Genomic DNA, 23,095 nt, shown 5'->3' with positions numbered 1-23,095 from the left:
TAAATTCTGATTTATCGCTCGATTAAGTTCAATCTTACGATCGAGACTACGAAGCAGCTTGCCAATACGTTTCTGCTCAGTTAATTCAGGAATCCACACGGTACAATCCCTGATTTTATCAGGCGAAGTATGACGAATTTTTGTTTGTTGGGCAGCAGCACTTAATTGTTGTTTGACTAAAGTAGAAGATATGAGATAGAAAACGAAATCCTTGTCTAACAGTTCTTCTTTACAAATAATCTTTGCCACATCTTGACTTTGAATATATTTACCGCTTTCGGGGATAATGGCGGTAGAGCCAAGCAAACCAATAGCCTGTTCGGTCAGAGGGGTAATAATATCCCCCTCTTCCATTAAAAATTCAGGTTTGAAATCACCGATGTAGTAGAGATTATCTTTTGACTTGTTTTCTTTAAAACAATTGTTCTGATAGTCAAAGTTGCCGCAAGTCAAACGGATGTATTTTCCCTCAGTGGCGTAAAACTCGCCACTGAGACTTGCCCCTCTTGTAACATCAAGTATTTCTCCCAATTTATATTTTTTCAATTCCATCACTTCATCTTATTACTTTTCACCCAACATTCCCCTAACTTCTTTGTCGAAGTCAGAATCAATCCGTTGAGTTTTATTAAAAATATCGTATTCGCTTTCTGCCTTTGTCTTGGCTTGTGCCGCAGATATTCGTCCTTTATCCGGCAATATCTGATATTTGCGGAAGGTCAAGAACTCGTTGATACTGGCTGCAAATTGCTCCATATTGAACGTGTTTTCACGCTCTATGAGGTCTTCGATATAATCGAAATATCCCGTTACAGCACGTTCCAACCGCCGGATTTCATTCTCTTGCAAATAGTTCTTGGCTATTGACACATCCGATTTCAAGATACGCCCATCGGGAGCATTCTTCCATGTAGTCAGCCCCATGTGTTCATGGGTATGGTCAGCCTTAGTGTAGATGATTTCTGCTGCCGTTTGCCCGGTAATGGCATAATGAAAACGATTCTGTATCATGGCATAGAAATCGTGTGTGGTAGGCGAGTTCTTGTCATAGTCAATACTGCACTCTGCATATATATCGGTAATCTGTTGCCAAATACGCCGTTCACTGGCACGGATGGAACGTACCCTTTCCAACAATTCACGGAAATAGTCTTTTCCGAATACTTCCGTTCCCTGTTTTAAGCGTTCATCGTCAAGCACAAAGCCTTTCTTGATATACTCATTAAGAATCTTGGTAGCCCACTGACGGAACTTGGTAGCCTTTGGAGAAGATACACGGTAGCCAACAGCAATAATCATATCAAGATTATAGAAATCAACCAGCTCTTCAACCTCGCCTCTTATGCCTCGATTTACGACGGTTGCAATTTTTGCAACTGTCGTGTCTTGCTGTAATTCTTCCTCTCTAAATATATTGGCTATGTGGCGGCTAATACCTGATTTGTCAATACCAAAAAGCTCTGCCATAGCCTTTTGCGTACACCAAATGGTTTCGTCTTTTATAACCACCTGTACTCTTCCCTCTTTATCGGGAAGATTGTATAACAAAAACTGTATTTCGTTACTCATTGCTTCCTACATTTTCGTTGAACTGCAAAGCATCCAACTGCTTCATAATTTCCTCTTCCAACCGATGGCTTTCTTTAAATTGCTCGGAGAGTGTTTGTTTATAATTTGCCATACGGTTGTTAAACTCTTCTTCCGTTATATCTACATAATCTATCTTGATGTCGAAATATTGTCCGGCAGAAAGAGAATATCCTTTTTCCTTTATCTCATCGTAAGAAACAGCTACGGAAAAATCCTCCACTGCCTCCTTGCGCTGGAATGTGCCGACAATCTTTTCTATCTCGTCATCATTCAGACGCACCTTTTTCAATCCGTTAGCATCTTTATATTCCTCGCCCAATTTGCTGGCATCAATCAAGATTACTTTGTCAGTGGTTGCAGACTTATCAAAGAACAGCACACTGACATTCGTACCTGTATTGGCAAACACGTTGCTTGGCATGGAAACACAGCCGAACACCACTTTGTCATCTACAATTTTATGAAGAATTTTATTCTCAATACCACTTTTAGCCGTGATAAAACCTGTCGGAATGACAATTGCACCTTTGCCTGTCTTTTTCAGTGAATTAATAACGTGCTGAATAAAACAGGTATATATAGCCATAGATTCTTTCTTTTTGGCGGGTACATTGGGGACTCCAGCCCAAAAACGGGCTGGCATGGCGGCTATCTTCTCGCGAGTGTCCGAGAAGTCCATCTTGAAAGGAGGATTGCTCACCACGAAATCAAACTGGCGCAACTGCTGTCGGTCATCGCTCTTGTGATAAGGGCTTACAAGCGTGTCGCCTTGAATGGCATTATCAAGCGAAGACACAAGTCCGTTAAGCAGCAGATTAAGTTTCAACATTTTGTTGCTTCGCTGGGAAATATCTTGCGAAAAGATGGTACAGCGTTCTTCTCCTATTTGATGACTAAGTGCCATCAGAAGCGTACCTGTTCCTGCCGAGGGGTCATAACATTCCATGCTATGCAAATCAGCATTATCCCCCACTAACAGACGAGCCATAATCGTTGCTATGGCATGAGGCGTGTAATACTCCGCATATTTTCCACCTCCAGCGGTATTATAGTCCTTAATTAAATACTCAAAGATGCTGGAGAAGAAATCGTAATTCTGTGCAAACGCTTCTTCAAAGGAGAAGTTCACGAGTTTATCCACCAGAGCACGGGCGAATGGCGCACGTTGTGCCGAATCGGTCACAAACGGCGTCAATGCCTCGAACAATGGAATCTTCGTGTTGGCTGTGGTCTGTGTGGAAAATATATCCGCATTTTGTTCCGCTATATCTGTCATAGTGGAATCGAAGATAGTATCAAAATCCCCTTTTCCCTGTTGATTCCAAAGATTGGCTATCAGATGATAAGGTTCAAGCATCGGAACATCTGGAGAGATGGCACTCTGAATAAGCATACGTTCATTATCAGAAAGATTCTCGTATGCTGTTTCCCATTTTACATCCCCAGTCAGTTTCTTTGCTATTTCACTTTTCGCATTTTTTAATTCATAACCGAATTTGTCATTCAGGAATTTATAGAGAAATACCTGAGTGATAATCTTATATTCGTTACCATCGTTTCCCATACCGTATGATTGGCAGGTAGCTTTAAGTCCGTCGATGAGCCTTAATGTTTTTTCTTTAATATCTGACATAATCTTTATGAAATGCCGTAAGTGGCGTTATATTGGTTGATATACTGTTGTGAAATGCGTGTCTGAATAAATTTGTAATCCTCCATTTCGGGCTTTATTTGTGGAAAATGGAACAGACATCCATTGATAAGAGCCATTACCGTACGTCCGAAATAAGCATCCTTTTTCAGAATGTCGTTACGATCATACACTTTGGCATCCACATCCTCTTTTATAATATTGAGAATGGCAGCAATCTCTTCGTCAAGGAAAGAGAACATAGGCTTCTGTCCCTTATCTTCCCTCTGCTTATTCACTTCACGAATACGCTTGTGTACACGAGCAAATTTTTCATCGCCCTTGTACTTTTTCAACAAGACATTATTGCGTTTTTGTAAGTCTTGCAGACGACCGATGATTTCATCCAAAGCCTGTGTTTCTTCGTTGAACTTGGCTATCGTGTCAATCACAAAACCGTGTTCTTTGAAGCGTTCCATAAAGGCTTCACGCAACGAGATAAACTCCGGATCGTCTTGGTCGAAGTTTTGGGTAAATGAAGAAATGGTACGTTGCCATTTCTCTTTCAATTCCACACCACCGGATATAAGGCGCATTTCCTCTTGTCCTATTTTGGAGAAAGTGAACTCTATATCCATCATTGCCTCATTGATTAGAGTTTTCGTTTCTTCATTTGTATTGAAAGCCTCTTTCTGATTGATGATACTTATCCGTCTTTGCACTTCAGAGAGTAGTTGCGGCAACTTGGTGATTTCGAGTTTGGCAAATTGCTCTTTCATTTCATCATCACCGAATGTACGCACGATGTTCGCCATGTTCTTGGCTGATTCCAATGCCTGTTTGAGGTCGAGCAATACAGCTTTATCCTCTTCGGTGGAGATTTCAGAAGAAAATTCTTCCGCATTATCGTATGTGTAATTGAAAAGCGTTTGCCGAACTTTCTTCATCTGATTCAATATTTCTTCCTTGTCCTCAATGACTTGGGTAAAGGTATCGGTGGCAGCGGATTCGCCAGTCTCATCCACGTCATTAAAGCGGTTTAACTCTTGTAAATATGCTTCGTTGGTTTCCTTGAAGTTGCGCTTGATGTCGGCAAAGTCAATGACAAAACCGTAACGCATACCGGGATAAGGACGGTTTACACGTGTTATGGCTTGAAGCAGATTGTGGTCTTTCAATTTGCGCCCGAAGTACAGGCGTTTCAAACGCGGCGCATCAAAACCAGTCAAAAGCATATTGAAGACAATGAGAATATCCACTGTCATATTTTTCTTGAAGTCCTTGACTATCTGCTTGCGAGTTTCCTTGTCATCCGTATCGTGAAGAATGATTCCGGCTTTCAGCGGTCTGTATTTTGATTTGTAATCCACTTCTGGTTCACCCACTACATACGAACCATCGGAAAGTTTTATCTTGATGGGCTTCGGCTGATACTTCTGCCATTCTTCTTGAAATACATCATAAAGCCGCCTTGCCTGTTCGCTGGTTTCACAAATGACCATACCGCCTAAAGTATCATCTCCTTGTATCTTGCGGAACTCCTTTAAGTCCGTCATAATGAAACGGGCTAACTCGTTTACATAACTAGGATGCTCTATGATTTCCGACTTACGAATGTCTTTCTTTTGCACAAGGGTTTCCAGTTTGTCGTACACATCAGACAAACGCTCTTTATAGGAGGTTTCTATATCCTCACGTATGATTTTCAGCGTGTAGCCATCCGCAATGGATTTATCGTAATAATAGGTATGCAAATAGTTTCCGAACACCTTGCAACTGGCACGTTCCTCCTTTAACAGCGGTGTACCTGTAAGTGCGATTTTAACCGCATCGGTATCGGCATCAAAGAGGTTGGCAAGAAAGCAGCCGCCGGGTTTATACCCTCGGTGTGCCTCGTCAAGAATGAAGATGCGTTGAAGATTGGTTGCATAATCACTGATGCGTACTTTTTCTTTATCCTCGGCAAAGCGTTGAATGTTCACAACCGTGATTTCTGCCTGTCCGCTTACACCTTGTTGTGCCTGATTACTGCGGAATTGTTCCATCAGTTCGGCTCTTGTATTGGCGGTAGATACAACCAATCCACGAGCTTCAAACTCTTGTGTGGCTTGTTCCAAAAGGTCAAGGCGGTCTACTATAAAATAGAATTTGGCGACCTTATTCTGTTTGGAATAGAAATCGTTAAGAATATAGGTCAGATAATATGACAAGGCAGTTTTACCACTACCTTGTGTATGCCAGACTACGCCAGATTTCACTCCCTCTGCCAGTTTTTGGCGAATAGCTAACGATGCAAACAATTGTTGGTAACGCATGATATGCTTTTGGTCGGTAGATTCTATTTTTCCATCCACCTCACGCTCCATACGAACATAGGCAATACCATATCTAATGATATACAACAAACGTTCAGGCGAACACATGGATGTTAGGATTCTGTTTGTAGGGGTGTTGAAACCAAGATTTGTCTGGTACTCAGGACTTGTATGAATGACTTGGCAATTATAATCAGACAATATCTGTTTTTCCACCGTCTTGTCAATCTCCTTATACGGATAGTCACGATGGAACGGTGCTATTTTCTGACCGCTTAAATTTTCTTCACGGAAGCAATTGAATGGTGCGTATGAACGTGCCCCAGTACAATAGAAAGCCCCTTGTATGGGTACGATACCGCCCAACGCATCATATTCCATATTATTGCTGAATATCATCAACTGCGTAATGTTGATGAAGCGGCGAAACTTTTTATTTGGGAAGCGCTCTTTATTCATTCGTGCGCTCTCCGCCAACATACCACCATGATTGTTGGGTTTCTTCACTTCTACAAAACAAAGTGGCAATCCGTTTACGAATAAAGTAATGTCAGGACGAAATTCGTCTTGTCCGTTCTTACAGGTAAATTCGGCTGTGAAATGGAACGTATTATTCCCAATGTTATCAAAGTCTATCAGCTTTACAGGCGAAACAGCTTTGAGACGGTTGTAAAAGCCTCGACCGAGGTCATCATCGTTCAGTTCCTTACGAATATCTTTCAAAACTTGAAGAAACTCTCCCTCATGTCCGGGATTCAGATTCTTAAACTGCCGTTCAAATACCTGCAAAAGAATATTCGTGTCACTGTCATAGACCGTGCCATTCTTATCTTCACTCAACTTGCCGAAGTAAGTATATCCTATTCGGGTGAGGTGAACCATTGCAGGCATCTGCACCCGTGTAGCTTCCGAAAACTGTTTCATATCACCTATCCTTTTTGTCGGTTATCAAATCCTTCAAATCGACCTGCAATATCTCTGCTATCTGTTGCAAGGTCTCTAAATTTGGTTGAATCCTATTACAGGCATAAGCATTTACCATACTGAAACTCTTGTCGAGTTTCTTTGCCAACCATGTTTGAGAGATACCTTTTTCAGATAATACAGCCTTTATTCTATTCAGTTTCATTCTTTGATGCGATTTTATAATGCAAATATAGCGAATTATATTCGATAATAGTGTATATTTGCATTAAGAAAAGTCAGTTCTTAAATGAGTTATACCTCAAAGTAATTGAATTTTGACATATTTATGGGAAAGACTGTAACAACATATTTAATTGACGGAGATCCTAAAGGAACTCAATACGCATTCATTAGCAACAAAATTTGCCAGATGTTTGTCGTACCACGTTCTAATCTCTCCTATTTGAATACACAAGAGAAGTTACAAAAACCAGCATTCTATATATTACTGGGGGAAGATGAATCAACAAAACCGCAAGCATATATAGGTGAAACGGAAAATTTCAAAGAACGTGTAAAAGACCACGACAGCAAAAAAGCGTTTTGGCAAAAAGCACTCATATTCGTATCGAAAGACGCCGATATGACTAAAGTTGATGTGCAATACCTAGAACATAAAGCGATAGCCGAAGCCAAGAAAGCAAACGCTTTTGTTTTAAGCGACAATAAACAAATCCCTAAAGCACCGAATCTACCAGAGCATCAACAGGACTCAATGGATGAATTTTTCGAAGATGTGAAGTTTCTGGCATCGTTTATCGGTTGCAATATATTCGATGTATCACAACCCAAAGAAGAACATCTATTCTACACCAAAGGTAGAGGGTGCAATGCAAAGGGCTTCTATAGTTCCGATGGCTTTACAGTCCTAAAAGGAAGTACTGTTGCCAAAACAATGGTTCCGTCTTTCAACTGGAAAGAAAAACGAGAAAAAAATGCTTCAAGATTACACTTCTACTGAGAACGGAATATTGGTATTGACGTCAGATAAAACTTTTTCAAGTCCCAGTACTGCCGCAGATTTCTGTATTGGTAGCAGTAATAATGGCTGGTTGATATGGAAAGACAAAGATGGAAACACATTGGATTCAGTTTATAGAAAACAGCTGGATTAATAACATATCAATTGGAAGCATATATGGAAGAAAAAGGATTGTTTGGAAATTAGCAGGAATGTAAAATATACAATCAATTGAAAATCAATCTATGTCAAAAGCAAAGCTAAAAAAACACTTGTTGTCACTTACAAAAGAACAGATAACCAATATTGTTCTTGAACTATACGATGCACGTAAAGAGGCAAAAGATTATCTGGAGTTTTATCTTGCCCCAGATTGCAACGCTGAATTAGAAAAGAGCAAGAAAGCTATCCGAAACGAGTTCTTCCCAACTCGTGGATTTTTCGAAAAGCCGTCATTTGCCAAATGTCGAAAAGTCATTTCCGATTTTCAAAAGCTAAAACCGGAGCCGACCACTGTTGCCGATTTAATGTTGTTCTATATCGAACAAGGATGCGAATACACACTTGAATTTGGCGATATGTGGGAACAGTTCTATACAACACTGGAGGGAAATTTCGACAAGGCTATGCGCTTTATCTTTCTCAACGGATTGTTAGCCTGTTATTACGAACGGATTGAAAAGCTTATTGATAGCGTATCGGATTGTGGCTGGGGATTTTATGATACATTACAAGATATTTATTCTGAATATCGGTAGTGGTTTTTAATCTTTGATAAAGTCTTGCCCTACACAAAAAGTAAGGAACTGAACCTGTACGCATAATGGCACAGATTTAGTTCCTATCTTGTCCCTTTAAACTACTCCATTGATTCCCGAATAATACGCAAAGTTTCTTTCTTATACTCCTTGCGGTCATATTCAAATCCTCTGCACATCCAACAACTACAGGGAGTTCCTGTCGTTTTGTAAACTTGTGCCCATTTGTCTTTTGCCAACTCAAACCAATGAGGATGTTCATAATAGCTTCCATCCTCACGAATGATGCAATGACCATAAGCGGCATACAGAATCATACGAGCCTTAAACACACGAGCCATTTGTTGGCGTCTCCACAATTTGTTTCTTTTGTCCATCGTCTCTTTCTATTAAAGTTAGGATGAACAATGATGTTACTTTGGTGAGACTTAATATATCCATAGCATAATACCTTTAATGTTATACCCTTTCGGACACAAAATTAAGACAAAATATCAACAATATACCAGTAAGGGTATAATTTGTTTGTATTTTTTAGAGGTACAGTATTTTAAGCGAATAATTCAACCTTATTACACTTTTTCCAACGAATATCACCCATTGCTCTACACTTTTTTAAGCGAATCAAACGTAAACAAAAGTTTTCAGGTTTTATGACCGATTTTCTATCATCCAATACCTTCTGGAAAATAAAAAACACACCGCAAACCACAGAAATTCCAAGAAAACCACTACCTTTGTATTCAACAAGCGTTCTGTAACATACCTGCGGAAATGTCCTATCATTCAGCACCTTGTATCTGATAGCGGACATTCCACAAAAGGGCTGAAAAGAGGCGGTACAACACGTATATGCAAAGCCATGAAATCCAACGATTTGCATTTGTCCCTGCATTCTGTGTATTTGTCAAAACAGAGGTTGTACCGATTAAAATGAATGGTCACTGATAATCAGTGATGTAAATATGCTGCATCGGAAAATAAGAGTGAAAAACGAAAAAAAACGCCAACTTACTTATTTGCGCATCACTCTGACATACCATTCACAATCAAGATGATAGCCATAATAAGTTTTGCCATCACCACCTAAGTCCCATGGAGAGGTCAATTCAATGGAACGTGTTGGCAACAGTTCATATTTCTCCTGACTAATCAATACTTTTGTACGCCTTCTGAATCGTTTTGAAGCAACCCTTTTTCCTCTCTTTTGCGACTTACAACAACAGCATACTCCCGCAGGAACTTTTTTTCTTGATCTGCTCATATTAATGTAATGTTATGAAGCACAACAAGCTTTGCACTTATTATGCTTCGGTTAGACATTACATCTTCTTACTGTTTAAATTCATCATTCTATCTATATATTTCTCGCTTTATCTATCTGTTTTAGAATAATCTTCCTCACCTGCTCATACGAAACAGGCGTATAGTTATTATTATCTACCCCAACATCGTATTGTGTGGGTAAAAGCATATCGAGACGCGACGTATCAAGTCCCATGCTATTGGGACTGGTATGCACATGACCGAAAAGTTGCCACACATCTCGATAGGCACCGCCATAACTGAGGAAAGGGTAATGATTCAAATAGATGCTACGCTTGCCAACTTCAATACGCATCCGCATCACTACATCTTCAAATTTATTCATATAGCCTTGCCGAATGTTCTTCCGGTCATGATTGCCTATTATCAGATAGATTTTACCATTCAAACGATTAAGTATATTGTTCCATTCAGCGGAACCTCCTAAACAAAAATCACCCAAATGGAAAACTGTATCATCGGGTTCTACCACCCTATTCCAATTGGCAATCAGTGCTTCATTCATCTGATCCACATCCTTAAACGGACGATGGCAGAAACGAATGATATTCGCATGGCTAAAATGAGTATCTGACGTAAAGAACGTATGCTCGGCATCAAATTTATAATCCATAACTTTCTCCTTTCCGCGTATCACTACGCATCTAAATCAATTTAATTTAACGAATAGGGAATGAGGAGAAGGTAACAGGTGGTAAATCTGTGTTTTTCATTCCGATTTTGCTTTCTCAGCATCGAAAAAGTGTGCAAAAATATGATAAAGCATTAAATCTTACAAATTTTTCAGCAACTATTTTCCGGGACGGATTCCATGGGCATGGGATTTCAGATGGATGGGCATGGGATTTCGGATAGATGGGCATGGAATTATCTTCCATTCTTAATTTCCAAATGGTACTTATTGTATAAAACGCATTTTTCAGGCTCGAAAGACATCCAAAACCAAACAAATGTTAATCCACTTTTTTGACCTCAAAAAGGGACTTTTTCGCCTTTTCCGAACGTTTTCCGCAATTACGACCGTCCTCTTTACCATTACGACCGTGCTAATGTGTAGTGCACTCGGCACCTCGCGAAGATTAAGACGGTCGTAATGGCGATTTGGACGGTCGTAATTGGAAAGAGGACCGTCTTTAGGGCAAAAAAGCACCTAAATTTCCTTCAAATATTCGGGACGCCGTCTGTTTTATTCTGCTACAGGCGATTCTCCAGGAGTTAAGCTTTATCACTTTGCTGGCGTTTCCGTCTCACAGCAATCAAATTGTACGTTTTCCGGAACGATCTCGGCATCCCATTCCGTCTGTTGTCAGCCAAAATGATCAAAACCACGAAAAAAGTCAATCCCAAATGGACCAATATTTCAGACGAAATAGAAAAACACACGGGAAGGGAGGTTATTGTATTTTTAACATATTTAAAATTCACTAATCAAGCTGTATATATCAACTTCTCCATCTTTTCATTATTATATAGCAGAATATTTCATATCTTTAGAGCCAAACAATCCCAAGCACCCGCAACAAAAGTATCTGTTAACGGCGAAGGGGTTGGCTATCTTTAATTCAAACAAATGACAAACAAAGCACTAACAATCAATAACGTAAACAAGCTTATCATTATAAGTAAGTCGTAATCAATAATCATCAGCAAAATCATGGAACTATCCAAAAGTCAGAGGTGAAAGATATACTGCCTCTGAGAGATCAGACACCTCATGAGGTATATCTGAATCTTTAAAAAAAATCACTGACTTCGACAAGCATATTGCAACGCAATATGACAGGTTGTCCGGATCGCGTTATTTCATGGCTGTATTCAGCCTGTTTTATAACAATGTCCTAACTGAAGATGACATCAAGTTATTCAACGAAGAAGTGCAACAAAATTTAATGGCGATGAAACAGAATTGGGATTTGTGATCTTCAGGAACAGATAATCAAGAAAAAGATTGTTATCTGTTTCTGATTTTACCATCTTTGTAATTAGAAATGGTAAAATAATTACTCCTGAAGATATGGATCAACCCAAACTCGAACGCTTGCTGCATCTCATGATGTTGCTGACAGCCAACACTTGCTATACAATAGAAGAACTGGCCGAACGTATGGATACTTCTCCCCGTTCTATTTATCGTTATCTCGACACATTCAAAGCTGCCGGATTTACAATCTACAAAGAGGGTCCTTATGTCCGGATGGGCAAAGAATCTCCTTTCTTTAAAGATATTTCCCAACTCATTCACTTCAGTAAAGAAGAAGCCTACATGATTCACCAGGTAATCGAAGCCATTGATAATAATAATCTGATAAAACAAAACCTAAAGAGGAAACTGGCTTCAGTCTACAATAGCAAAATAATCGCGGATTCTGTCATCAAAGGAAGGGATGCAGATAATATCCGGAAACTGATCGATGCATACGAACAGAAAAAACAGGTTATTTTACATAATTACTCATCGGCTCACGGACAAACTGCTACAGACCGGTATGTGGAACCTTTTGCTTTTACTACCAATTATGTAGAAGTATGGTGTTACGAACCGGCCAGCAAACGAAACAAACTCTTCCGTATATCACGCATCGAATCCGTTGAAGTGACAACTGCAAATTGGGAATATGAGGAAATACATCAGGAAGGTTTTACGGATATATTCCGTATGAGCAGCTATGAAGGAGAAAAATACTCAATCACATTGCAACTAACCCGAAGAGCTTACAATCTGCTTATCGAAGAATATCCATTGGCAGAACAAGATACACAACAAATATCACCAGACCACTGGTTATTAAAAACACAAGTAAGCAACTTCATCGGTGCCACACGCTTTATCCTTGGTTTAGCTGCCGACATTCTAATTATTGATTCACCGGAATTAAAAGAATATATCAAGAAATATGTTTCGAACCATATAAATTCACTCATACAAGCATAAAAAATCACGTTGTGACAAAACCTGTCAAAACGTGATTGTTTCTTTGCATCATCATACAAAAAAGACAACGTTATGGAAAGAAGACATTTTATTAATTTCGACATTGCAGGTTTCACTTATTGGGATGGGACATTGGTTTTTCAAGAACTCGCTATCGGAACTGAACTGCAATTAAAAAGGGAAGAAGATAACAAATTTGATCCCTATGCCGTAGCCATCTATTACAAGGACTACAAATTAGGATTCATCCCCCGGGATAAGAATCAGGAAATCAGTAAACTTTGTGAACAAGGATATGCAAATATATTCGAAGTACGAATCAACAGGATTTCTAAAGATGAACGTCCGGAGAATCAAATCGGCGCCATAGTATATATCAAACAACGCAATGACATCCAGTAAAGATCCCCGTATTGTTCCATCATAAAAGATATTGTATATGACCTATGAATATATAAGCCAATTGCTTAAGAACCATACCACCATCCGATTATTGAAAGCTGATAATGCACCGCTTATTATCAGCTTTCTATCCTCTGCTTTCAAGGAAGAATTCTCGAATCAGGAGGAAGGCGGCATCCTGGAAAAAGAACTGACCAGCCGCCTCTCGGATGTTCTCTATATATTAAATGAACCGGGCAAAACGTACCCTAAACCACCGGCTGAATATTTGACAGATTGGAGCAATGCCGGATTTCTTCGCAAGTATCCGGGGAAAACAGATGAGTTTGTCTACGAACTGACACCGGCCACGGAACTGGCTTTCAAATGGATTGACAGTCTGGAGAAACGAGAATTCATCGGTACGGAATCGCGTCTGAAATATCTTTTCGAACGAATGCAAAAGCTGGTGGGCAAAACCCAAATGAATGCATCGGAAAGACTCGCTCAACTGGAAGCACAGAAGCAGATATTAGAACAGAGCATTGAAGATATCAAGGCCGGCAAACTGGAAATGCTGGACGAACGGCAAATAAAGGAAGAGTATTTCCTGATTGAGGATACAGCCAAATCATTACTTGCCGACTTTAGAGAAGTGGAACAGAACTTCAGGGACCTGGATCGAAATTTCAGAAGACAGATCATTACAACCAGTCAATCGAAAGGCGAGGTCCTGTCGGACTTATTCGAACAACAAGACTTCCTCGCGCAAACCGATCAGGGAAAAAGCTTTACCGCTTTCTGGGAATTCTTGCTGTCACAATCCAAACAAGTGGAATTTGAAAAACTAATTGAACTCATGCTTAATATACCTGTTGTACAAAAGATGAGGAATGATAATTTCCGTATGGAGTTATTGAGAAACAGCTTGATCGAAGCAGGAGACCGTACCAATAAAACGACAAATTCGCTATGGAATCAGCTACGAAGATACCTGGAACACAAATCCTTCTTTGAAAACAAACGAATCCACGAACAGATCGATGAAGGGCTCAAATTAATTTTCGAGCATCCGGAAATCGACTTTACGAAACTCCCGGCATTGGAAGTGGAGGACATCATCCATATCGACCTGATCTGTGACCGTCCGCTGTTTTCACCTCCCGAACAAATAAAATTCAAGAAGCAACCGTTGCAGGAAGGCAAAGCATCCGGAAGCAATGAACTGCTGTACGAACAGTTTGAAATAGATATTCCTAAATTAAAAGATAATATCAGACAATTGCTCAGATATCAGCCACAAGTTTCTTTGCCGGAATTAATAAAGGCACACCCTATCGAAAAAGGAGTGGCTGAAGTAGTGGCTTATCTGGACATCGCAACCAAAAACGAGAAACGGCATTCGGTTTCTGCCGATGAACAGGAGGAGATACAAATCCGTAATTCACAAACCGGACAAATATTCAAAGTAAAAATTCCTAAAATCATATTCAATCGATGAAGAAAGTCTATTCCAACGTACTGATATCCTTATTAAAAGGTATTGTATATAGTCATCAAGAAGAAATATGGAACACATTGATGCAACCCGAACATGAACGGGATATTAGAAACTATTTTGCTGACATCCATCTGGATGTCATTATCGACAAGGCTGAAGGATATGCTTATCTGAAACAACAACAGTCGCAAACAGCCGGTGAAGAGGAATCCTCTGAGCAGGAAAACATTCCTAAATTAATCAGACGCCGTCCGCTCACCTTCCATGTGTCATTACTCTGTTTATTGCTTCGCAAGCACTTGATCGAAAATGATCAGGAAGGGGAATCCGCCAAAGCGATACTGAGCCGTGAAGAGATCGACAACCTGATGAAATTATACCTGAAGGAAACAAGCAATGAAGCCAACACGCAGAAACAAATAGACAGCGCCATCAAAAAAGTGATCGACGAAGGTTTCTTGCGACAAATGAAAACAGAACAGGAACAATATGAAGTCAATCGTATCATCAAGGCATTTGTCAATGCAGACCAAGTCAGCGAATGGTTAGAACGGTATAAAGAATATGTAACACAGTCAAAGAAATGAAGAACGAAGTCGGACAGGTGGGCCACCGCCTGCAATATATGGAATTATTAAACTGGGGAACCTTTAATAATAAGATATGGCGAATCACCCCGCAAGGTGAGAACTCATTACTGACCGGTGCCGTAGGATCGGGGAAATCGACTGTTGTCGATGCATCGACCTGCCTTCTGGTACCCTACAACCGCATAACATTCAATAAAGCAGCCGGCGCCGAAAGCAAAGAGCGCAATCTGGCTTCATACATCAAAGGAAATTACAGTTCAAAAAGCGACGAACTGACCAATGCCAGCAAAGCCGTTTCCCTGCGTTATACAAAGTCAGGCGAAGCTACGTTTACAGTCATTATTGCCAATTTTTATAATGCCGGATACAATACACACACTTCATTAGCCCAACTTTTCTGGATTGAGAATGGCAGTAATGTCCGTAAACTACTACTGATAGGAAGCGAGCCACTCACAATTAAAGAGCATTTTTCCGGATTCGCGGATATTAAAGAACTGAAGAAACGATTGCGTACCAATAACTGCATCGAAATATTTGATGACAACTTTACCCGATACAGCCAACGATTCCGCCAACTGTTCGGCATGAACTCTGATAAGGCTATCGAATTGTTCTATCAAACAGTTTCCATGAAATCGGTAAGCAGCCTTACCAACTTTGTCCGCGAACAAATGCTGGAACCGACTAACATACAAGAACAAATAGATGAACTGAAAAAACGATTCGACAACCTGCATCAAGCGCATGCCGCGGTAATGGAGGCCCGTAAGCAACGTGACATTTTGAATCCGCTGACCGGACTGGATCATGAATATTCCCAAGTAGAAGAACAATTACACGAAATTGAAGTACTGCTGTCGGATGCTATCCCGGCCTACTTTGCCGACAAGAAAATAAGTCTGTTGCAAAAAGAGATCGCCAATTGCAAGCGCAAACTCACACAGCAGGAAAACCAAATCAAACAAGCAGAGACAGAGCTTGATACCTGCCGCAATACGATGAACGAACTTCGACAAGCCATCCACGACAACGGGGGTGCCCGCCTGGATCAAATCAAGACTGAAATAGCACAAGCTGCCAAAGACCAGCAAGACAAAAAGAAACAACACGAAGAATATCTCCAACTGACCCAGCAATGTGGTCTTCCCGCAGCCAACACCGAACAGACCTTTTACCGCAATTTGAAAAGTGCAGAGGAAAAGCAGGACGAAATACAGAAAGAGCGGGATAAGTTGACAAAACTGCAAGGTACGAAAATAGCTGAACATCTCAACACTCGACAGGAGATTGATATGCAAAAGCAGGAGATAGAGTCTTTGCAAACACGCTCCAACCAGTTGCCTTCCGGCATTTTGGAAATACGAAAACAGTTGGTCGAAAATTTAGGTATTCGCGAGGAGGAGATCCCCTTTGTCGGCGAACTGCTGCAAGTCCGTTCCAAAGACAAAGAATGGGAAGGAGCTTTGGAGCGATTGTTACGGGGATTCGGTATCAGCATGTTGGTTCCCGACCGATATTATCACTTAGTATCGGGATTCGTAAATGCCAACAAACTGCAAGACAATCGCCATAAAGGTATCCGCCTGGAATATTTCCGCATACCGGCAGAAAGCAAACAACAGAGTGCTCTCATTGAAGATTTATCTCCCTCGTCAGCAGTAAACAAAATTAATATTAAACCCAATACAACATTCTACAATTGGATAGAGAAAGAATTGGTGCACCGCTTCAATCTGCAATGTGTATCCTTAGATGAATTTCAGCATGTCAGTGATGGGATCACAAAAGAAGGACAAATCAAAACAGGTCGTTTGCGCCATGTCAAAGATGATCGTCGCGACCTTTGGGATCGCAGGAACTTCATATTAGGTTGGAGTAATAAAGAGAAAATACAAGCGATCGAATCCTACCTGAAATCGCTTTTGTCCCAATATAAAACAGAAGAAACCGGAATTGAAGAACTTTCAAAGGCAATAGATGTATGCAATAATACCCGATCGTCTTTAATGCAGATAAAAAGATTCCAAGACTGGAATGATCTGAACTGGCAACAAGAAACAGAACGTATATCCCAACTGCAAAAGGAGGAACAAGAACTGGCAAAAAGTAACGATCTGATTAAAACGCTGACAGAGCGGCAAAAGCAGTTGGAAAGCAAAGAAAGCGACTTGAGAAATCAGATCGATAAGCTAAAAGACAATCGCGGGCGATTGAATAATCAAGTAGAAACAGACTATGCTCAACTACCGGATTTACAACAACAGTCCGCTTCGCTTTCCTCGGAAAACAAAAGTGCCTATTATCCCAAAATAGAATCGTCGCAACCAAGCAGTTCTTACACACTTGGCAATATAGACAGCCAGAAAGGAGAGCTATCCAAAAGCTTATCGGGAACCCGGTTGAACATGCAGAAAAAGCGGGATACACTGAGAGAGAAGATCACTAAAATCATGCGTGACTATCGTAACGCTTTCCCTTTCGAGGCCCTGGAACTACCCGAAGATATTGAAGCCCGCGCCGAATATCTAAAGATTCTTCAACAGGTTATCACAGAAGGATTACCGGCACACGAAGCAAAACTAAAGGTACTCTTGAATCAGGATACCATAAAAAGCATCGTTACCTTCGACAATAAACTGGATTTGCATGCCAAACAAATTCAGAAAAAAATAGAAATAATCAACCGTCACCTGGAGGCTATCGAGTTCAACAAGGGTACTTACATCAAACTCCAAACGGTAGCCAATCCCAACCGGGAAATTCTTGAATTCAAGGAAAATCAGAAAGCTTGCTACAGCAACATTCTCAGCACGGACGATGCGTACACCGAGGATCGTTTCGAACAGGTACAATGTATTCTGAATCGTTTCCGCAGCAATGAAAACAAGGATATTGAATGGACCGCACAAGTTACAGACGTACGTCAATGGTTCCTCTTCAATGTGAGTGAACGTTACCGGGCCGACGACTCGGAGAAGGAGTTCTACGCCGGCACTTCCGGCAAATCGGGTGGCCAGAAAGAGAAGCTGGCCTACACCATTCTGGCCTCTGCCCTCGCCTATCAGTTTGGACTGAACTATCAGGAAGAGCGGAGTCAGTCGTTCCGGTTTGTTGTCATAGACGAGGCCTTCGGTCGTGGCGATGATGAAAGTACGCAATTCGGACTCGACCTGTTCAAGAAACTGAATCTACAACTACTGATTGTCACCCCGATGCAGAAAATCCATGTCATTGAAAACTACATCCATTCCGTCCATTATGTATCGAATCCGGAAGGCAATGAGTCGCAAATCCGTAATTTAAGTATCGAAGAGTACAAAGCAGAAAAAAGCCAGTATCATTCACAAATAGAAATCATCCCATGATTACACCACAAGATATAAAAAAACAATGCCTGAATTGGTGGAAAGAATTACTCCTGTCGAACATGGCAGGAGAGCCTTTCTTTCCGAAAAGAATTACCCGCATCGGAAAGATAACAGCGAAAGATATCCTGCTGAAACTATCAGAGCATAAAGCTGCCATCGCAGAACTGCAAAAAAGTGCCTCTATATGGGGATATGTAGTAGAAATGGCAGAAAAGAACTTCGAGAAGATCGGGAATCAGAATATTCCTGTTTGCATACTGATTCCTTCTTTGGATGTTTATTTACGTATTACCCGGAAACGGAATGAATTAGATACTTTTACCCGGAATTGGCAACTCATCAACGATGAAATGCCCAGGCTCATCGAATGGTGCCGAAGCAATCCTCTCCGACTGATCAGCCACGACACATGGAAAGATACAATCAAGGTTTGCAAATACTTTATCGAACATCCCTGTCCCCACCTCTATATCCGGGAACTACCCATTGATGTACACACCAAATACATCGAAGAGAACAAAGATTTACTCAGAAATTTGCTGGACGGACTATTACCCGAATCGGCTATTGATCACGAAGAAAAAGCATTTGAGAAACGATACGGATTGAAATGTGCCGAACCGTTAATCCGCATACGTTTTTTAGATAAAGCCTTAGCAATCGGTCCTCGTTGGATGGATACATCTCTTCCATTGCCGGACTTTCGTCTACTAAACTGTGCCTGCAAAAACATATTTATAACGGAAAACAAGATGAATTTCCTAACACTGCCTCAACTACCGGACAGTATTGCCATCTGGAGCGGAGGAGGTTTCAACATCAGTTATCTAAAAGACATTCCGTGGATAACCCATGCCCAATGTTATTACTGGGGCGATTTAGATGCGCAAGGTTTGCAAATACTCAATCAGTTCCGTAACTATTATCCTTCAGCTCTCTCACTGATGATGAATTGGGATACATTCCATAAATATCGGCATCTGGTAAAAGAAGGGACGCCGGCATCACTACAAACATTACCTTTGTTAACCGAAGAAGAGCAGGAGTTATATCGTCATCTACAAGAAAATAATTTCCGGTTAGAGCAAGAACAGATACCATATGTCGATGTTGTGACTTACCTTTGTATCTGTTTAAATGTAGATTAAGACGAAACAAAGTAAAGCAAAGTAATAAAGATAATTCTAAAAATCATGACAGACAAACTCGACCTATTATCAAAAGAAGAACTTAAAGACTTGATCAGAATATACGCGAAGAACATCTATGCCCTTGACGGAGTATGGTTCCAATCAGTGGAAGAGAAGAGCGACATGGAGGAGGCGATGTGGCATGACAAGAATGCATGGGTAAAATTCACCCGTACGGAAGCCAAAAGGATTAAAAACTTTCTGAACCTTCCGGACGAAGCTGGCCTTGAAGGATTGGAGAAGGCATTGGCGATAAGATTCTCTGCATTGTCGAACCCTTCTGTCAGTATCTTTAGAGAAGGAGATTCTCTTATATATCGTATAAATGAATGCAGGGTACAATCTGCCCGAAAGGCAAAAGGCATGCCGTTTCATCCATGCGCACCGGTTGGTTTCATCGAACATGACGGGTTTGCACGCGTTATTGATGGAAGGATCGTTACCGAAATGATAAGTTGCTATCCGGAGGTTACCGATCAGGGATGCGCCTGCTGTTGGAAATTCACATTAAAACACTCAGCACCGGATTAAACCGGTATAGCATGTTTTTACACATCATGGACTTGCTACAAAAATCACAACTAAAGCCTTACTCCTCTTTCGAAAAACGAAATATCAAAAGACATATTTACGCCAATCCTTACTCAAAGTCACCGCCCCTTTCTTTTTGCTTGCAATTAGACAAAACAATTACTTATTCCAACCTGCTTTTCGCCACTAAGATATTGTTTTCTTACTTTAAATTTGCAAATGCTGTGTAAATGGCGGTAATCAATTAAAAAAGGAAAGGATCAATGATGAAAAATCACGTTTTAGACGAACTGACTACGATCATAAAAGAACGAATACCTAAAGGACAAAATCTTGCCAACTACCTGACAGATGCATTGTGTTTAGGGAAAGAAGCTGTTTATCGCAGGCTGCGGGGAGAAGTTGCGTTTACGATCAATGAAGTCGCGCTTCTATCCAACAAGCTGGGTATTTCTATCGACCAGATTATCGGTAATCATTTCTCAAACAAAGTCACTTTCGATTTGAATTTACACAGTCCATCCAATGCCTTGGAAAGTTATTACGATATCGCCAATCGTTACTTTCAAATATTCAACTATGTAAAAAATGACGAAAGCACTGAAGTCCATACAGTCTCCAACGTTCTTCCTTTTACCCTTTATTCTTCATTTGAATACTTATCCAAATTCCGCCTTTGCCGATGGATTTATCAGAATGGGCAAAAAGTACCAAAGTCTTTATCGGAGATGCACGTAGAAGACCGGATTGTGGATGTACATAAACACCTAAGCGAGGCTACAAAACAATGCAAAAAGACCTATTTTATCTGGGATACCAATATTTTTCTCACGTTCATAGAAGAGATTAAATATTTTGCCTGCCTCAACCTGATTTCGCAAGATGACATCATTCACATAAAAGAAGAGCTCCATCATTTGCTTGATTCTATGGAGGCATTATCGATCAAAGGTCAATTTAGTGAAAACAAGGAAGTCTATATCTATCTGTCCAATATCCATTTCGAAGCGACATACAGTTACATCGAAAAGAAAGATTTTCAAATCAGCATGATACGAGTCTATTCCATCAACTCAATGGATTCGCAAAGTCCGCACATCTGCCAAATGCAACGCAATTGGATCCAATCTTTAAAACGGCATTCCGTTCTGATATCAGGAAGTGGAGAAGCACAGCGTATTCCTTTCCTCAAAAAACAGCATGAGATAATAGACACTTTATAAAAACATACATAGGAATCGTTTTTAAATAATGGCAAGCAATATTGGCAAATAATCTCTCAGATCTACACGCAGCAATTTCAGCGCTTGTTGGATACGATAGTCTACTGTTTTTGATGAGACATTCAGTTGACTTGCTATTTCGCCATAAGTCAAATGTTGGAAACGATTCATTTCAAAAGCTTCCCGATAGCTATTAGGCAAACGTTGCAGTGCCTCCTCTATTTTCCGGCTCAACTCCTCCACGATATAAAAGTCAGGATCTTCATATCGTAACTGTTGGTCATCATATAAAGTATTCACTATTCTTTGCTTGATTTCATTGCGACTGATCAATGTCAGACAACGGTTCTTCACTGCTTTGAACAAGTAACTTTTCGGAGAAATCTCAAACGTATGCATCTCCCGGTTCTCCCATAGCCAAACCATCACATCCTGCACAATCTCCTGACCATCGTCATACTCCACAAACTGTCGTGCATAAGCACATAAGGAAGGGTAATATTTCAGAAATAAAACATCGAACGCTTTCTCATCTCCTTTAGTTAAATATTGAAAAAGAGATTCATCAGTTGTATATTGAATTTCATGTAGCATTAGAATCATGTATTTAAAATCAACAATCACAGGCCTCATCTACCAGATGCAACAAATGTAATCTTTTATCTCAAAAAAACAATCACAAAAAAATAAATAAAAAAATCCGGTTTCTGTTTAGGAGGTTTCCTTTCCCATCAGTCATATATATAAAAAGGAGAAAATGGAAGAACACATACATATAGATGAAACAACTCTTTTGAACTATTTTACAGGCTCAGTCTCTTTATCTGAAAAAGATATAATCAAACAGTGGATTGAGCAATCTGAAGAAAACAAAAAGTTGGCACGGGACATACAATCAATTTGTCTTGCATCCGAGGCACTAAATACGATTAAACTTACAGATGCTTCCGCATCCCTGAAAACAGTAAAGAGAAAAATCAAACAACGCAAAAGGGCAGGTCTTTTTATCTGGCTCCAGCGTATTGCTGCAATCCTGTTCATTCCATTGTTATTGGTCTCCGCCTATTATTGGCTGAGAGAAGAACCCGTAGAATATATGGAGTTCACAACAACTCCGGGTATGATCACATCCATCGACTTGCCCGATGGCAGTAAAGTGTGGTTAAATTCAGGTTCCAAGTTAATCCGTCCGCTAAAATTCACTGGCAAAACCCGTGAAGTCAGTCTTACCGGTGAAGCTTATTTCCAGATAGCGAAAGATCCTGACAAGAGATTTATCGTATCTTCCGGTGAGGATTTAAAAGTTGAAGTTTTGGGTACCAAATTCAACATTGAAGCATATGAAGATGAGAATTACATTGCAACAACCTTGGAAGAAGGTTCTGTTCGCCTTTTATATAAAACGGAAGACAAAAAGTTAAACACTTTAGTCATGCATCCGAACCAAAAAGTGATTTATTGTAAAAATACAGGAGAAGCAAAGAAAAAGGAAACATTCGTCTCAAGCGAAATTGCATGGAAAGAGGGTAAGATTGTTTTAAGAGATACTCCGTTAGAGGCTGTTTTGAAAAAACTAAGCCACCGTTTCAATGTCGATTTTATAATAGAAAGGGAAGCAATAAAGAAAAGTTCTTTCACAGGTACATTCGATACCCAACAGTTAATTCAAATATTGGAGCATTTCCGAATAGCATCCGGCATCCAATATCGTATAATAGAACCGGAACCTGGAGAAAAGACTATTCAAACGAAAAGCAAAGTTGTACTTTACTAAATATCCAACATTATTAATCTTTAAAAGAACAAAACATGAAAGCACGTCCTCCTTAA

Annotated in this window: 19 protein-coding genes and 1 pseudogene; 11 read left to right on the top strand and 9 right to left on the bottom strand. The window is 40.2% G+C overall.

Annotation, left to right across the window (positions count from 1 at the left end; all coding sequences use genetic code 11):
• The 5 genes from DWU89_RS01680 to DWU89_RS01660 all read right to left on the bottom strand — a co-directional run.
• A partial coding sequence (locus DWU89_RS01680) for a restriction endonuclease subunit S (RefSeq protein ID WP_187574908.1) occupies positions 1-552 on the bottom strand: 552 nt, incomplete at its 3' end.
• A 12-nt stretch (positions 553-564) separates the two neighbouring features.
• On the bottom strand, positions 565-1,569 hold the full coding sequence (locus DWU89_RS01675; protein ID WP_077154864.1) for a virulence RhuM family protein: 1,005 nt from the start codon (positions 1,567-1,569) through the stop codon (positions 565-567).
• On the bottom strand, positions 1,562-3,223 hold the full coding sequence (locus DWU89_RS01670; protein ID WP_077154865.1) for an HsdM family class I SAM-dependent methyltransferase: 1,662 nt from the start codon (positions 3,221-3,223) through the stop codon (positions 1,562-1,564). Before DWU89_RS01670 ends, DWU89_RS01675 begins: the two co-directional genes overlap by 8 nt.
• Positions 3,224-3,228: 5 nt before the next feature.
• Positions 3,229-6,459, bottom strand: coding sequence for a type I restriction endonuclease subunit R (locus DWU89_RS01665; protein ID WP_115497949.1), 3,231 nt, complete (start codon positions 6,457-6,459; stop codon positions 3,229-3,231).
• A 1-nt stretch (position 6,460) separates the two neighbouring features.
• Positions 6,461-6,664, bottom strand: a complete 204-nt coding sequence (locus tag DWU89_RS01660) for a helix-turn-helix domain-containing protein (protein WP_004316526.1) — start codon at positions 6,662-6,664, stop codon at positions 6,461-6,463.
• A gap of 123 nt (positions 6,665-6,787) precedes the next feature.
• On the opposite strand from DWU89_RS01660, the pseudogene DWU89_RS01655 reads away from it, so the two are divergent.
• Positions 6,788-7,616, top strand: a pseudogene (locus tag DWU89_RS01655) (GIY-YIG nuclease family protein).
• A gap of 91 nt (positions 7,617-7,707) precedes the next feature.
• Positions 7,708-8,220, top strand: coding sequence for a DUF6155 family protein (locus DWU89_RS01650; RefSeq protein WP_077154867.1), 513 nt, complete (start codon positions 7,708-7,710; stop codon positions 8,218-8,220).
• A 101-nt stretch (positions 8,221-8,321) separates the two neighbouring features.
• On the opposite strand, the gene DWU89_RS01645 is transcribed toward DWU89_RS01650, so the two are convergent.
• The 3 genes from DWU89_RS01645 to DWU89_RS01630 form a co-directional block, all read right to left on the bottom strand.
• On the bottom strand, positions 8,322-8,597 hold the full coding sequence (locus DWU89_RS01645; RefSeq protein WP_077154868.1) for a hypothetical protein: 276 nt from the start codon (positions 8,595-8,597) through the stop codon (positions 8,322-8,324).
• Positions 8,598-9,235: 638 nt separating this feature from the next.
• A complete protein-coding gene (locus DWU89_RS01635) occupies positions 9,236-9,484 on the bottom strand; it encodes a hypothetical protein (protein WP_115497948.1) in 249 nt (82 codons plus the stop codon).
• A 93-nt stretch (positions 9,485-9,577) separates the two neighbouring features.
• Positions 9,578-10,159 (bottom strand): metallophosphoesterase, encoded by a 582-nt coding sequence (locus DWU89_RS01630; RefSeq protein WP_115497947.1) that lies wholly within the window; start codon positions 10,157-10,159, stop codon positions 9,578-9,580.
• A gap of 1,401 nt (positions 10,160-11,560) precedes the next feature.
• On the opposite strand from DWU89_RS01630, the gene DWU89_RS01620 reads away from it, so the two are divergent.
• The 8 genes from DWU89_RS01620 to DWU89_RS01585 all read left to right on the top strand — a co-directional run bounded on the left by DWU89_RS01620 (position 11,561) and on the right by DWU89_RS01585 (position 21,265).
• Complete coding sequence (locus tag DWU89_RS01620) at positions 11,561-12,478, top strand: helix-turn-helix transcriptional regulator (protein ID WP_115497945.1); 918 nt, start codon at positions 11,561-11,563, stop codon at positions 12,476-12,478.
• Positions 12,479-12,550: 72 nt separating this feature from the next.
• A complete protein-coding gene (locus DWU89_RS01615; RefSeq protein ID WP_115497944.1) occupies positions 12,551-12,880 on the top strand; it encodes an HIRAN domain-containing protein in 330 nt (109 codons plus the stop codon).
• Between the two features lie 37 nt (positions 12,881-12,917).
• On the top strand, positions 12,918-14,360 hold the full coding sequence (locus tag DWU89_RS01610; RefSeq protein ID WP_115497943.1) for a DUF3375 domain-containing protein: 1,443 nt from the start codon (positions 12,918-12,920) through the stop codon (positions 14,358-14,360).
• Positions 14,357-14,947: a DUF4194 domain-containing protein gene (locus DWU89_RS01605; protein ID WP_115497942.1), complete on the top strand. Its 591-nt coding sequence runs from the start codon at positions 14,357-14,359 to the stop codon at positions 14,945-14,947. The genes DWU89_RS01610 and DWU89_RS01605 overlap by 4 nt, the downstream gene beginning before the upstream one ends.
• Positions 14,944-18,318 carry an ATP-binding protein gene (locus tag DWU89_RS01600; RefSeq protein ID WP_115497941.1) on the top strand — a complete coding sequence of 1,125 codons (3,375 nt, stop codon included), beginning with the start codon at positions 14,944-14,946 and terminating at the stop codon, positions 18,316-18,318. Before DWU89_RS01605 ends, DWU89_RS01600 begins: the two co-directional genes overlap by 4 nt.
• Positions 18,315-19,469, top strand: a complete 1,155-nt coding sequence (locus tag DWU89_RS01595; RefSeq protein ID WP_115497940.1) for a Wadjet anti-phage system protein JetD domain-containing protein — start codon at positions 18,315-18,317, stop codon at positions 19,467-19,469. Before DWU89_RS01600 ends, DWU89_RS01595 begins: the two co-directional genes overlap by 4 nt.
• A gap of 45 nt (positions 19,470-19,514) precedes the next feature.
• Complete coding sequence (locus tag DWU89_RS01590; RefSeq protein WP_115497939.1) at positions 19,515-20,042, top strand: DUF6125 family protein; 528 nt, start codon at positions 19,515-19,517, stop codon at positions 20,040-20,042.
• Positions 20,043-20,308: 266 nt separating this feature from the next.
• Entirely contained in the window at positions 20,309-21,265 is a 957-nt protein-coding gene (locus DWU89_RS01585; RefSeq protein WP_115497965.1) for a hypothetical protein, read from the top strand.
• Positions 21,266-21,286: 21 nt separating this feature from the next.
• Here the strand turns inward: DWU89_RS01585 and DWU89_RS01580 are convergent, their stop codons facing one another.
• The gene (locus tag DWU89_RS01580) at positions 21,287-21,859 is read right to left on the bottom strand and encodes an RNA polymerase sigma-70 factor (RefSeq protein WP_115497964.1); all 573 of its coding nucleotides are present in this window, start codon (positions 21,857-21,859) and stop codon (positions 21,287-21,289) included.
• Positions 21,860-22,022: 163 nt separating this feature from the next.
• Here DWU89_RS01580 and DWU89_RS01575 point away from each other — a divergent pair, with 163 nt between their 5' ends.
• Positions 22,023-23,039, top strand: coding sequence for a FecR family protein (locus tag DWU89_RS01575; protein WP_115497938.1), 1,017 nt, complete (start codon positions 22,023-22,025; stop codon positions 23,037-23,039).
• Positions 23,040-23,095: the final 56 nt, after the last annotated feature.

It is taken from the genome of Parabacteroides acidifaciens (genome assembly GCF_003363715.1).
GTDB classification, from domain to species: domain Bacteria; phylum Bacteroidota; class Bacteroidia; order Bacteroidales; family Tannerellaceae; genus Parabacteroides; species Parabacteroides acidifaciens.
The sequence above is the reverse complement of the archived record's forward strand: the minus strand, read 5'-3'. Positions and strand labels throughout refer to the sequence as shown.